At 32.3% G+C, this 13,416-nt stretch carries 17 protein-coding genes; 12 read left to right on the top strand and 5 right to left on the bottom strand.

Translation table 11 applies throughout. The features are described from left to right. Positions 1–27: 27 nt before the first annotated feature. Together pepP and ACYIAL_RS06695 are read right to left on the bottom strand one after the other, a co-directional pair. The gene (pepP, locus tag ACYIAL_RS06700) at positions 28–1,344 is read right to left on the bottom strand and encodes a Xaa-Pro aminopeptidase (RefSeq protein ID WP_483751310.1); all 1,317 of its coding nucleotides are present in this window, start codon (positions 1,342–1,344) and stop codon (positions 28–30) included. 30 nt (positions 1,345–1,374) lie between these two features. Further along, entirely contained in the window at positions 1,375–1,917 is a 543-nt protein-coding gene (locus ACYIAL_RS06695; RefSeq protein WP_483751283.1) for a UPF0149 family protein, read from the bottom strand. Positions 1,918–2,063: 146 nt separating this feature from the next. Here ACYIAL_RS06695 and ACYIAL_RS06690 point away from each other — a divergent pair, with 146 nt between their 5' ends. The 4 genes from ACYIAL_RS06690 (at position 2,064) to crr (ending at position 5,080) form a co-directional block, all read left to right on the top strand. Then, the gene (locus tag ACYIAL_RS06690) at positions 2,064–2,393 is read left to right on the top strand and encodes a hypothetical protein (protein ID WP_160430424.1); all 330 of its coding nucleotides are present in this window, start codon (positions 2,064–2,066) and stop codon (positions 2,391–2,393) included. 136 nt (positions 2,394–2,529) lie between these two features. Then, positions 2,530–2,787 carry a phosphocarrier protein Hpr gene (gene ptsH, locus ACYIAL_RS06685; protein ID WP_160430425.1) on the top strand — a complete coding sequence of 86 codons (258 nt, stop codon included), beginning with the start codon at positions 2,530–2,532 and terminating at the stop codon, positions 2,785–2,787. A 52-nt stretch (positions 2,788–2,839) separates the two neighbouring features. After that, positions 2,840–4,567 (top strand): phosphoenolpyruvate-protein phosphotransferase PtsI, encoded by a 1,728-nt coding sequence (ptsI, locus tag ACYIAL_RS06680; protein ID WP_483751282.1) that lies wholly within the window; start codon positions 2,840–2,842, stop codon positions 4,565–4,567. Between the two features lie 9 nt (positions 4,568–4,576). Next, positions 4,577–5,080, top strand: a complete 504-nt coding sequence (gene crr / locus ACYIAL_RS06675) for a PTS glucose transporter subunit IIA (protein WP_065639007.1) — start codon at positions 4,577–4,579, stop codon at positions 5,078–5,080. An 82-nt stretch (positions 5,081–5,162) separates the two neighbouring features. On the opposite strand, the gene pgi is transcribed toward crr, so the two are convergent. Next, positions 5,163–6,812: a glucose-6-phosphate isomerase gene (pgi, locus tag ACYIAL_RS06670; protein ID WP_483751281.1), complete on the bottom strand. Its 1,650-nt coding sequence runs from the start codon at positions 6,810–6,812 to the stop codon at positions 5,163–5,165. A 223-nt stretch (positions 6,813–7,035) separates the two neighbouring features. Beyond that, the gene (locus tag ACYIAL_RS06665; protein WP_483751280.1) at positions 7,036–7,491 is read right to left on the bottom strand and encodes a hypothetical protein; all 456 of its coding nucleotides are present in this window, start codon (positions 7,489–7,491) and stop codon (positions 7,036–7,038) included. 553 nt (positions 7,492–8,044) lie between these two features. Between ACYIAL_RS06665 and ACYIAL_RS06660 the strand changes: the two genes are divergently transcribed. The 8 genes from ACYIAL_RS06660 (at position 8,045) to ACYIAL_RS06625 (ending at position 12,978) form a co-directional block, all read left to right on the top strand. Continuing rightward, positions 8,045–8,551 carry a hypothetical protein gene (locus ACYIAL_RS06660; RefSeq protein WP_483751279.1) on the top strand — a complete coding sequence of 169 codons (507 nt, stop codon included), beginning with the start codon at positions 8,045–8,047 and terminating at the stop codon, positions 8,549–8,551. 166 nt (positions 8,552–8,717) lie between these two features. Then, entirely contained in the window at positions 8,718–9,149 is a 432-nt protein-coding gene (locus ACYIAL_RS06655; RefSeq protein ID WP_483751278.1) for a hypothetical protein, read from the top strand. Positions 9,150–9,391: 242 nt separating this feature from the next. Beyond that, positions 9,392–9,871, top strand: coding sequence for a pentapeptide repeat-containing protein (locus ACYIAL_RS06650; RefSeq protein ID WP_065639011.1), 480 nt, complete (start codon positions 9,392–9,394; stop codon positions 9,869–9,871). Positions 9,872–10,141: 270 nt separating this feature from the next. Next, positions 10,142–10,480: a hypothetical protein gene (locus ACYIAL_RS06645; protein WP_174797563.1), complete on the top strand. Its 339-nt coding sequence runs from the start codon at positions 10,142–10,144 to the stop codon at positions 10,478–10,480. A 103-nt stretch (positions 10,481–10,583) separates the two neighbouring features. Then, complete coding sequence (locus ACYIAL_RS06640; RefSeq protein WP_483751277.1) at positions 10,584–10,952, top strand: hypothetical protein; 369 nt, start codon at positions 10,584–10,586, stop codon at positions 10,950–10,952. Positions 10,953–11,095: 143 nt separating this feature from the next. After that, positions 11,096–11,434, top strand: a complete 339-nt coding sequence (locus tag ACYIAL_RS06635; RefSeq protein WP_160430434.1) for a hypothetical protein — start codon at positions 11,096–11,098, stop codon at positions 11,432–11,434. Positions 11,435–11,797: 363 nt separating this feature from the next. Then, on the top strand, positions 11,798–12,247 hold the full coding sequence (locus ACYIAL_RS06630; protein ID WP_483751276.1) for an SMI1/KNR4 family protein: 450 nt from the start codon (positions 11,798–11,800) through the stop codon (positions 12,245–12,247). 437 nt (positions 12,248–12,684) lie between these two features. Next, entirely contained in the window at positions 12,685–12,978 is a 294-nt protein-coding gene (locus ACYIAL_RS06625; RefSeq protein ID WP_483751275.1) for a hypothetical protein, read from the top strand. Positions 12,979–13,297: 319 nt separating this feature from the next. Here the strand turns inward: ACYIAL_RS06625 and ACYIAL_RS06620 are convergent. Continuing rightward, positions 13,298–13,416 (bottom strand): integrase core domain-containing protein (locus ACYIAL_RS06620; RefSeq protein ID WP_483750756.1); only part of this gene is annotated, 119 nt, incomplete at its 5' end.

The raw sequence follows: 13,416 nt of genomic DNA, 5'->3' as shown, positions 1-13,416 counted from the left end.
GTTGAAGAAATTACGGCAATAGCGTGACTAATGAGTAAGTGTGTTTGTCATCAACTGTTCAATTTGATGCGGATCTTTAGGCACATTACTGGTCAACACATCATTTCCTGTCTCAGTAATTAAAATATTATCTTCAATGCGAATACCAATACCTTTATATTGTGCTGGTACATCTGCGTCTTGATTAATATAGAGTCCAGGTTCAACGGTTAATACCATCCCTGGCGCTAAAATGCGATCGCGACCACTACCCACATCATGCACATCTATGCCTAACCAGTGTCCTAAACCATGCATATAAAATGCGGTATAAGCTTTATTGGCAATTAACGTTTCAACATCACCATGCATAATGCCTAATTTAACTAAACCTGCTACCATCGTTCTGACCACATGATTATTCACTTCCATGATTGATGTGCCGGGCTTAAATAATTCAATCGCTTGATATTGCGCTGCTAACACTATGTCATAAATCTCATGTTGAGCTTGGCTAAATTGACCATTAACAGGAAAAGTACGAGTAATATCACCTGCATAGTATTGGTATTCACACCCAGCATCAATTAAAACTAAATCTCCATCCTTTAGCTGCTCACTATTATTTTCATAATGTAAAATACAACCATTATTACCACCGCCAACAATAGTGTTATAAGATGGAAAGCGTGCACCATGCCAAGCAAATTCGTGTAAGATTTCAGCCTCTAGTTGATATTCAAACATTAATGGTTTGCACTTTTGCATTGCTCTAATATGGGCTTGTGCACTAATTTCACAAGCTTGGCGTAAAATTTTGATTTCAAAATCTGATTTAAACATACGCATTTCATGGACTATTGGTCGCCAATCAATCATGCTGTTGGGGGCAGAAAGATTAATTCGACTACCTTGTCGTAAAATACGCATGGCACGATCAACAATTTTATCGGCATAGGCATACTGTTGATCAGCATAATAAATCGCCGTTTTGCCATTTAATAAATCAGGTAATATTGTATCTATCTCATCAAAGGGATGCGCCTTATCAACCCAAATTGCGCCTAATGCGGCTTGTTGACCTAAACGGTAACCTGTCCATGTTTCTGCAAGCGTATCTTTTTTACGATTAAATAATACATATCTAGGTGTATTATCATTTTGTTTAACAACAGCAAAAACCGCTTCTGGCTCGGCAAAAAGCGTAAAATACCAAAAATCGCTATTTTGCCGATATGGATAATGGGTGTCATTACTACGCGCGGCTTCAGGAGCTGCAAAAAAAAGTGCAATACTATTTGGCACCATTTGAGCTAATAATCTTTCTCGACGTGCCAAAAGTTCTGTTTTGATATCAGTGTTTATCATTGTAATGACCTTGAAAATGTATAATTATTAATGGATTGTTGGGATGATATCTGGCTCATTAAATTCATCAAAACATAGCATAGAAGTGATGCGAACATACTCTTTAATCTCTTCAAAAGCAAAACCAAGCTCTTGTTGATCTTCATTTTCATCATAACCCAGTGTAACAATTTGCCGTAGGTCATAAATCGCTTCACCAACATCACCTTTGATATGATTGATTTTAGGTTGCACAAGGCCAATACCAAGTAAGAAATGATTTATCCAGCCAACTAAATCATCAAGCTGTGAATATAAATCTTTGTCACTAAGCAATAATTGAAAGCTAAAATCTTCATCAAAAAATTGTTGTTTGATATGCGTGTAAAGTTGACTAATTTTCTCATCTAATGATGCAGGCATTTTTTGACCATTATTTAACATATCTTCAACCAATGGACGCCAGCTTTCATCATAATTACCGCCAGCTAATATACCCGACAAAAAACCATGCAGCTCAGCTGCGGTAATACCGATTTTATTTTGGATTAGTTGACGATTAAATTCGTCGTAATTGATAATATTTGACATAAACTTCACCCTAATCTTATTACATCAGGAAAAAATGCACCCTGCACTTTCTCTGATTATTAGTATATAATTCGTATTCACTTGTAAATAATAAACAGGTTACTGTGCTTTATAAAGGAATTATTTTGAACATTGTGGGATTAATCGTGAAATTGCCTTTGCAATTATTATTTCTTGCAGGATTATTATCATTAACCGCCTGTAGCTCATTGTTATCGAATAAAGGCGTCATTATCCTTGATGTGCAAGATAAAATACACACCGATGTAACCAGTCAAAATTTACCTAAAGCTTATAAATTAGGTAATAGTGAACAAGAATTACAGCGATTTGAAACTTTCTGTAGAGAAGAGATCCGCGCATCAAAGCTTGATGGCAGTGAAGAAATCGTTTTTGAAAACATTAAACATGGAATCCATGGACAGGTAGAATTTAAAAAGTGTAGCGATAAAGTCACCCGTATCTACCGATACTGACAAAATATGGCTATCTTTATCAATTAAAGTTAATACAATTGACCTAATATAAAAGATATATGAAATCTTACTAGCCTTTCAGGCGGTTTTTATTTATATTGGTCGCTGAAATAAAAATATTTGGGAGTCAAATAATATGTATAAACAAGATGTAACCATTACTGCATCTAACGGTCTTCATACTCGCCCTGCAGCGCAATTTGTGAAAGAAGCCAAAAACTTTAATGCAGAAATTACTGTCACATCTAATGGAAAAAGTGCAAGCGCTAAAAGCCTATTTAAATTACAAACATTAGGTTTATCACAAGGCACAACCATTACCATTGCTGCCGAAGGTGAAGATGAAAAAGACGCAGTTGATCATTTAGTAAAATTAATTCCTGAATTGGAATAATAACTCCCGATTAGCTATGAAAGGTTTTAAAATTGAATAAGGATTAAATGTTATGGTCTCAGGTATACTTGTTTCCCCTGGTATCGCTTTTGCTAAAGCGCTATTATTAAAAGAAGAACCTATTGTTATTAGCAATAGACAGATTCTTGATAGCAAGATTGACGCTGAAATTGCGCGGTTTAAAGAAGCTCGAGAAAAATCAAGCGAGCAATTACATGCAATTATGGAGCGCGCAAAATCCACATTAGGCGAAGATAAAGCCGCTATTTTTGAAGGGCATATTATGCTTCTTGAAGATGAGGATCTTGAACAAGAAGTGATTTTGCGCATCCAAAGTAAACATTCAAGCGCAGATGCCGCTGTTCAATCTGTTTTTGAAACTCAAGCTAAAGAACTAGAAAATTTAGATGATGAATATCTAAAAGAACGTGCTGCAGATATTCGTGATATCGGTAAACGATTACTCAAAAATATTTTAGGTATTGAAATTGTTGACTTGAGTGCTATTAGCCAACCTTGTATTTTAGTTGCAACCGACTTAACGCCGTCTGAAACAGCTCAGCTAAACTTAGAAATGGTATTAGGTTTTATTACTGATGCAGGGGGGCGTACTTCACATACCTCTATCATGGCTCGTTCTTTAGAAATCCCTGCTATTGTTGGAACATCAAATGCTACTCAAGCAATCAAACAAGGTGATTTTGTTATTTTAGATGCGATCAATAATGCTATTTATATCAATCCAGATCACACAACTCAAGAAAAGTTAAAACAAGTTCAAACTAAATATATTAGTGATAAAGAAGAATTGGCTAAATTAAAAGATCTACCGGCTGTAACCCTTGATGGTCACCAAGTAGAAATTTGTGGCAACATTGGTACAGTGCGTGATATTGCAGGTGCTGAACGTAATGGTTACGAAGGTGTTGGTCTATACCGCACTGAATTCTTATTTATGGATCGCGAAGCTTATCCTGATGAAGAAGAGCAATTTAAAGCTTATAAAGAAGTAGCCGAATCAACCAATGGTTTATCGGTAATTGTCCGTACTATGGATATCGGTGGCGATAAAGATGTGCCATATATGCACTTACCAAAAGAAGAAAATCCATTCTTAGGCTGGCGTGCAATTCGTATCAGTTTAGATCGTAAAGAAGTTCTTCATGCACAATTACGCGCAATTTTACGCGCTTCAGCATTTGGTAAATTGCGTATTATGTTCCCAATGATTATTTCTGTGGAAGAAATTCGTATATTAAAATCTGAAATCAATATTCTTAAAGAACAATTAAATGCCGAAGGCAAAGCGTTTGATAAAAATATTGAAATTGGTGTAATGATTGAAACGCCAGCAGCGGCTGTGATTGCACATCACTTAGCCAAAGAAGTTGATTTCTTTAGTATCGGAACCAATGACTTAACACAATATACGCTTGCTGTTGATCGTGGTAACGAGCTGATCTCTCACCTTTATAACCCTCTTTCACCTTCAGTATTAACATTGATTAAAAAAGTGATCGATGCCTCTCATAAAGAAGGTAAATGGACAGGGATGTGTGGTGAGCTTGCTGGTGATGAAAGAGCGACAATCTTATTACTTGGTATGGGACTTGATGAATTTAGTATGAGTGCTGTATCTATTCCTAAAATTAAGAAATTAATTCGTAATACGAATTATGAAGAGGCAAAGAAATTTGCTGATGCTGCGCTAGAAAAAGCAACCGCTAAAGAAATTATTGATTTAATTGAAAATTACACTGCTGAAAAGCAAATTTGTTAGGAGACAATGATGGGTCTATTCGATAAAATTAAACAATTTGTATCCGATGATAGTAAAAATAGCATCGAGATTATTGCTCCTTTAAGTGGCGAAATTGTCAAAATCGAAGATGTACCAGATGTGGTTTTTGCTGAAAAAATCGTTGGTGATGGAGTAGCAATTAAACCTTCTGGCAATAAAATTGTTGCACCATTAAGTGGTAAAATCGGCAAAATCTTCGAAACTAATCATGCTTTTGCTTTAGAATCAGATGAAGGCATTGAACTTTTTGTTCATTTTGGTATTGATACTGTGGAACTAAAAGGTGAAGGTTTTACTCGAATTGCCGAAGAAGGCCAACAAGTTAAAGCAGGCGATACCATTATTGAAATTGACCTACCACTACTTGAAAGTAAAGCAAAATCCGTATTAACACCTGTGGTTATTTCTAATATGGAAACAATTGTGGAACTCACCAAACTATCAGGTGCAGTAGAAGCAGGTAAAACGCCAATAATGCGAATTAAAAAGTAATAAATATTGCTTATAAAAAAACCTTCAGCTTAAGCTGAAGGTTTTTGTTTTATACTCACCTATAGGTATTTTCTAAAACATCTTAACGCCATTTTTTGTATTGGTTAATTAAGTTGTTTGTAGATTCATCATGAGAACTCACTGGTTTATCATCTGCCAATTCAGGTAAAATCCGACCCGCTAATTGCTTACCTAGTTCTACTCCCCATTGATCAAAACTAAAGATATTTAAAATAATCCCCTGAGTAAAAATCTTATGTTCATACATGGCAACTAACGCACCAAGGGTATAAGGGGTGATTTTTTTCACTAATATTGAATTAGTTGGCTTATTGCCATCAAAGGCTTTAAATGGTACCACAGACTTCACTTCGTCAAGGTTTTTACCAGCGGCAATAAATTCTTGTTCAACTTGCTCTTTTGTTTTACCAAAAGCTAAAGCTTCGGTTTGTGCAAAAAAGTTAGATAACAATTTAGGATGATGATCGCCAACTGGATTATGACTAATAGCTGGTGCAATAAAATCACAAGGAATAAGTTTAGTACCTTGGTGAATTAATTGATAAAACGCATGTTGACCATTGGTTCCCGGCTCACCCCAAATAATTGGACCGGTAGTATAAGGTGTTTTATTGCCGCTTCTATCCACACTCTTACCATTTGACTCCATATTACCTTGTTGAAAATAAGCCGCAAAACGGTGCATATATTGATCATAAGGTAAAATCGCTTCGGTTTCTGCACCACAAAAATTGTTGTACCAAATACCAATTAACGCAAGTAAAGTTGGGATATTTTTATCAATTGGCGCACTTTGGAAGTGTTTATCCATAGCATGCCCACCGGCTAAAAATTGTTTGAAATTATCAAAACCGATTGATAACACTATTGATAAACCAATTGCTGACCAAGATGAATAACGTCCACCGACCCAATCCCAAAATTCAAACATATTGGCGGTATCAATACCAAACTTTTCAACTTCCTTTGCATTAGTTGATAGTGCAACAAAGTGCAAAGCAACCGCTTTATCGTCTTTTGCCGTATTAAGTAACCATGATCGTGCCGTTTGTGCATTAGTCATGGTTTCTTGTGTAGTAAAGGTTTTAGACGCCACTAAAAATAAAGTGGTTTCAGGATTTAAACCTTTAAGTGCTTCAACAATATGTGTACCATCAACATTAGAAACAAAATGCATATTTAAATGGTTTTTATAAGGACGTAGCGCTTCGGTGATCATATGAGGCCCCAGATCTGAACCGCCAATGCCAATATTAACAACATCAGTAATCGCTTTACCTGTATAACCTTTCCATTCGCCACTAATGATTTTGTTACTGAATGATTCCATCTTAGCTAAGACCGCATTAACATCATCCATCACATTCTTACCATCAACATAAATGGGGGTATTTGATACATTACGCAATGCAACATGTAATACTGCTCGATTTTCTGTACGATTAATTTTTTCACCACTATACATAGCATTAATCGCACCAGTTAAATCACATTCATCAGCAAGTTTATACAGTAATTCTAGGGTTTCTTGTGTTACTCTGTTTTTTGATAAATCAACCAAAAACTCATCGTCAAAAGGAATACTCAGTTTTTCAACTCGGTTAGGCTCCTCTTTTAAAAGTTGAGCAATGGTTTTATCTTTATTTGTTTGGTAACTAGCTTGAAGGGATTTCCAAGAATGGGTAGTAGTTGGATCAATTGACTTTAGCATAATTTATTCCTTAAATAATATTACATTATACCCATAATATAACTATGCCTATCATGATGCAAGATAAGGATCTTGTCGATAAAAATAAGTTTAATGGAGAATAATAGATATTATTTTCTTTTTTAATGGAATAACATGAATTAAGAGCATTAAAAATAAGATATCGGATACTTACAGTATTATATTTTAATATTAGTCATTGATTTAAATATAAAAATTATATTTAAGATTTTAGATATTCAAGACGATTATCAATAATACGCTGAGTATTCACTATCTCAAATGACACTAAAATTCCTGCAAAAGTAATGCCAAGGACAATTAATTGTTCATCCACTTCATAATAGTAACGCATATGATCTTCATAGATATGATCTTTAAAAATATAGTTATGATTAAACATATCAGTTAAAACAAACGGACATCCTAATTTAAAATCAAAACCCAGAAAATTTAGAATTTGATTGGCTTTATCAAGCAGGAAAGTATTATCCATAACGTCAGAATCAATGGATAAAACCTCAATCTTATCGTCAATATAAAAAAATATAATGTGATAACCACAAATATTAGCCGTTCCGGGTATCTCAGCATATGAAAAATCTTCTTTGATATAATATTCATTTAGATCTAAAAAATGATTGATATCAAGCGCGCTAAACTTATTTTTATTATACATATGCAAATCCTAAATTTTGTACATTTTCCCGTTAAAATTTGATGTTGATCTTATCTTCATATTCTATAATAAACTTGTACTTTGTGATTTTCTATTTAGATTCTGTTTTCATATAAAAGGTTATCTAATCACTTCATCAATGGGTAAAATTGTAGCAAGAAATGTGACCGCAAAAAGATATAAAATTCTTGAAATAGTTTATGGGTAGAATGATTTGCATTGCTTACCGTAATTTGGCAATGGTTATCTTTTTACTTGTTGGGTTATATTTTTTGTAAAAAATATTCAGGATTCTATACCGTTTCATGATTATTTGATAATTTGCAATATCTATTGGTTAAAATGGGTGATAATCATCGTATCAATCAAACATGTACAAAACCTATCTGCCCGCAAATGAATGGAAGCGGAAAGCGATAAGGACTTTAATGAAAATGCGGTGTTCACTCTTTGGGTTATATTTTTGTAAAAAATATTCAGGATTCTATACCGTTTCGTGATTATTTGGTAATTTTCAGTATCCAATTTGTTAAAATGGGTGTAGGAGGCAAATGTGATTAAGACAATATTCGTTGATGTTGATTTTAACGGTATAATTATTTTTGACTACCCAGGAATACAGATCCCTTTTGGTGGGAAAATAGACAATGGGCAAAATATACTTAAAACATTTACAACAACAGACAAAGGCGACTTTGTGCTTGATAAGGGAATTGCGTTACCTATCATGGGCATTGATGATGGTGGTTATGTTGTTCGTTTGTTTTTAAATGAATCTCCCTATAACGAGGATAGACGGGTTATATTCAGCGATAAATATTTTTATCTTAATGTTACTGGAAACTTATATATTGCCGACATGTCTGTTTTTTGGGAATGGGAAGAATATACAGGTTGGCATAATGCAGATATTCCGAAGGGAATATATAAAGTTTGTTTGGAAGGCGTAACTTTTAAAAAAAATGGCGATACCTTTTATTGCTATGACTTGATCTTAGAAAAAATAAACAAACTCGGAAAAAGAGAAATTGAACCACGTTCAGATGCTAGACTTTATTAAACAATTGCGAATAAAGTCTTTTCAAGGATTTATCGCTAATGGATATTGAATATCAGAAAATAGAATCCCATTTTTTTGAATTAATTTCTTTGCTGTGTAAAAGTTTTACCGTCGAAGAATTAGACGAAATTAAAACGCTTATTGATTATGGTGAATAGGGAATAGGTTGTTAATAATGAATAAAGAATGGGAACCGATCTTACAAATAGAGTTAATAGATATTATTAACAGCTTACACATCAAAAAATTGCATGTCGGCTCATCTGATTCTCTTATTGATGAAACGATGGGAGAACCAGAATTACCTGTAGCAAGACTAAACAGAAAATCAAAAATATTTAATCACCTATATGGCAATGTCAGTATTTTATCTGAAAATAACACGGTAATAAGTATAAATATTGACATGCATGGTTTTAGAAAAAAGATGGTCATCCTTGGTAGCATAAATAGCTGGAAACTTGATGATTGGCTAGCACTGTCTAAAATAAAAGATTGGAATGTAACTCAATTTTGTGATGGAGTTCGACTTGAAGGAAAAGGAATCGTGATCTGTTTATTACCAGATGGAAAAGTTGAAATGGTTACTCTTTCTTAAATTGCTCCTAGCTTTTTTCCAATACAGCAACATTGGCTGATTAATCGAGCAGACCGATCTAAACGGCTATACACAACAACTCAATTACGCTTGTCATTAAAACCGAAAAATCCTATAAGAAACCAGCTTACATTACCATACTTTCAGGTATTATGGTAAGGAATGCTTGCACCAAGTAATATCCTAAAAATTAAATCTATGTCTATAACAAAAGTTAACCTCTGTAACTAGGAGAATTATTAATGATTACCATTCATTTTGAATCTGGCAGCACACAAGAATTTGATGTAACAACATTTGATGGTTTTGATTTTAGTAATTCGATATTACATACAGCTATATTTACGGGATATTCATTGCGTGATGTTAATTTTAAATATGCTAATTTACGGAGTGTAAATTTTTCAAATTGTATTTTAGATAATGCTGATTTTGCCAATGCATTATTAATGAATTCAAATTTAATCAATGCATCATTATTAAATGCTCAGATGTCGAACTGCAAGTTAAATGGCGCTTTTTTACTAAATGCTAATTTACAAAGAGCTAATTTATCAGGCGCTGATTTATTTAATGCAAATTTCAATGGAAGTAATTTAAAAAGAGCAAATGTAAATGCAATGAGAATAAATGAAGCAAGTTTTATAGGGGCAATATATGACAAGTATACCATTTGGCCAAAATATTTTTCACCGGAGAACAATGGCGCTATTTTGCAATAAATATTATGAATAGCAACTTATTCTATTATAACAAAATTAATATCTGCCAAATGCTTCTGTCTTGTAGTTAACCGTGCTGATTCAATTACTAACAGATGAAATAAAACCAAAATCACAGATCTTAAAAAATCAGATTTGCTATTATTCATGCTCCATTTAAAGAGAAGTTGGAAATAAATAATGCAATATTAATTCGTTCAAAAAGTATGAATAGTTTTAATGCTAACAAAATAAACTGTTCGGCATTTTCAACGGATTTAGAGGGTAATAATGAAAGACTATATTATTTCATTTAGAGATAAACAGAGATATGCTCTTATCGAATATAACAAAATTGACAAGTTTGATTATTATTATGAAGGCGTGATTATTGAGTCTAATTTTCCGGAAGAAGTAATTTTTTTTATTAATGAATGTCATGCAATTATTAATGATATGGCAATATCACTTTTGGATGAAATTGAGAAAAAATTATATTTGTATGATATTGGTTTGGAAAAAAATTGTTCTAGAATTTTTGATATTCAATTTATCGATAAAAATAAAATTTCTTTTTTTACAAAATATCCATCAAGTCGGGGGTATTTAGACAAATATCCCAGTGATTAACGCTTTACTATAAATTGTAACAAAGGGTTAATTGTTTGCGTCAAACAAAAACTGTGATTGTGAACTGTCTGATTTGGTGCGCCTATATAAAAGGAGGATTAATATGTTAGATAAAGAATTACTTGATATTTTTGGTCAAAAGATTATTAGTTATGTTAGAGATCAAGCCATTTTCGAATTTGAAGCAATGGTTCAGGGTAAAATCAAATCTGAAAATATGGTTAAATTAAATAATGAACTAAAAATATTTGATAGAAATCAAATTGATATTTTAAAAAAAGTTGCTGTTATTGTTATTGATAGTGTTATTTACAATACATTAAATATGCTAGAACAAAATGAAGAAAATATGAGATTATTAATATCTAAAAATGGTAAAAATGAAAAAAACATTGTTAACATTAGTGATGGTTTATCTGGTGAACTTTTAACAGAAAATGGCTGGATAGAAAGATTTAGTCAATACAAATAAAGATTATATATCAGTGATATTTTTTGTTACAGCTATACAAGCTAGGAACAAAGGATAGATTACAGATAAAACAAATAAACTAGCACATAAACTAACAGTGCGCATGTTCTCCCTTGATGGATTATTTTATTAAGGTAATTAATATGAATTTAAAAGAAATAAATCACAAGATTTTATCTCTTCCTACAATAATGGGTATTTCAGCAGAAATATCAATAATAAAAGAATTAATGAACCTTAAAGCTGATGATTTAATCAAAAATAAGGATATTTTTCGATGTATCGTAGAATCATTAGAGCTATCCCATGGAGACTCAGGTTTTATGGAATTAACAAAAAATAATGAAAATATTTTTATTGATTTTTACCATTGGTTGAAACGAATAAATAAACAGTTAAATATAAATATCCACATGAATACTATAGATTGTTTTAGTTTAACAGTTGAGGAAGTCAATAGACTCATGTCACCATATAAATAAAAGAAAATATAAAAATGAACTAAAGTAATAGTTGTAAATACCGTTTAATATTTATTTTGGGCAACAAACATTGAATTTTTCTATTTGAAATAGCCGTAATCATTGGCAATACACAAAAAGGTAGTTCAAAATTAACCTAACAGACAAATTATTTATCAGCATTCATTTTACCTGAATGCGAGTATGGTGAGCAAAATAAATCCTCTTGTTGCTCTTTCTTGACTAGCGCTTTTGTGTCTATCTAAGTTTTCCAAAGTGTTTTACTATAACAATGCATTTCCCTAATATGTTTTTTCTTATTATAAAATTTAACTAATTGTGTAATGCTGTAATAGTGTATTGCATTTTGTGTGAGGTAATTATATGAGTGATATTAACAGTCTTATTAAGCGCTTAAATGATGAAGCTCAAGACGAAGTATATTGGCTTGGAGCTTGTGATGCATCACAAATTAATATACTCGAAAACAAGCTAAAATTATCGTTACCATATGAATTAAAAGAGTTTATTTTATTAGTAGGTGGCGGTGGTATTGTTGGAGAAGAAATATCAGGCATAGTTGATAATGATGCCTTGGCTGAGTCTGGAGGAGCAATTTGTTATGATACTTATCAGTGTCGCAATGAATACACCTTACCATCAGATATGGCGGTTATTTATTTTAAAGATGACGATGTATGTTGGTGTGTTGATTGTAGAAAAGATACTTATGGGCAAATAGTTAATTATGATCTTTTCTCAAAAAAAATATCAGATATCCTTGCACCGTCATTCAGCATTTTTTTTGAGGAATATGTCAATCTACACACATAACTTATAGCCAAAATATTCTAAAGATGATTTATTTAGGCCTTACATGTTTTATTATAAAAGTGATGCATTTTTAGACTTTGATTGACATGATATAGAGCATTTTTTATTTGGGCTACCTTATTTCAGTTGTTGATTAAATTCAACCTTTGGATGTCACAATTTAGCTTATTGTTTTCTGTTATTGATAATGGCGGGCATTGCAAGCAAAATATAGCTGGTCAACATCATCTTCATGAAACTATTTACCAATAACTTATGAATACAAAGCTGCGACAACAACAATACAAGATTTTGGATTATTATTCAGGCAAGCAAGCAAAATTATATTAAAGATATAAGCGACATAGTTAGTTCTAAATCGATAAACTTATTAAAGATATTCTTAAAGACTACAAAATAAACTTTCTAAAATTAATGAAAACATGGTTAGAACCTTTATGAGACAATCTGTTAATGAACTTATTAAAATGGGACCTTTGCCTTCAGAAACGTGTTCTGATATTGACTTTATTCAGAAATATCAGAATATTTTACATAGCATTCAACCACCCTTATCAAACGAAGAAGCCACTAAACTAATTATACTCTTTGGTAAGGATGAAAGTTATGGGTTAGCGTGGACATTATTACATCTTATTGAATCAAGTGCCGATTTTTCTATAGATAAGCAATTGTTAAAAAACACAAATCCATGGATTGATCTAGTAATAAAGCGAACTACTAATAAATAAAACTAAGATAAATTATAATAAATCATTAAATTAAAATTTATTTGTTGATAACATGTCTAACACTAAGAAAAACGTTCAACATTGAATGAATTAAAATACTAACCTGTAGCAAAGATTAACACAAAGTGAACTTGATGAGTTCAAAAGTATATTATGATTATATAAAGTTTAGAGAGAAAAATGTATTTATTAGAGCATATAAATCCGTCAGGAACCGTGAATCAATTTCATCTTGATATATCTGAAGATGGGTTAATGATTTATGAATCATGTATTAACTGTAAATACCCCAAACCTAGTACACAACTCACGTAGAAAATCATGCTGCTTGTTTTAGTGTTTTATACTCAATCGGTGTCATGTTATTTAACGCCTCATGCGGTCTTTCGGTATTATAAATCGTTAACCATTCTTCGGTTATTCTCCTTGCTTGTGCTA

Source organism: Gilliamella sp. X-57 (genome assembly GCF_057063565.1).
Note: the sequence above shows the minus strand (reverse complement) of the source record. Positions and strands in the feature narration are given on the sequence as shown.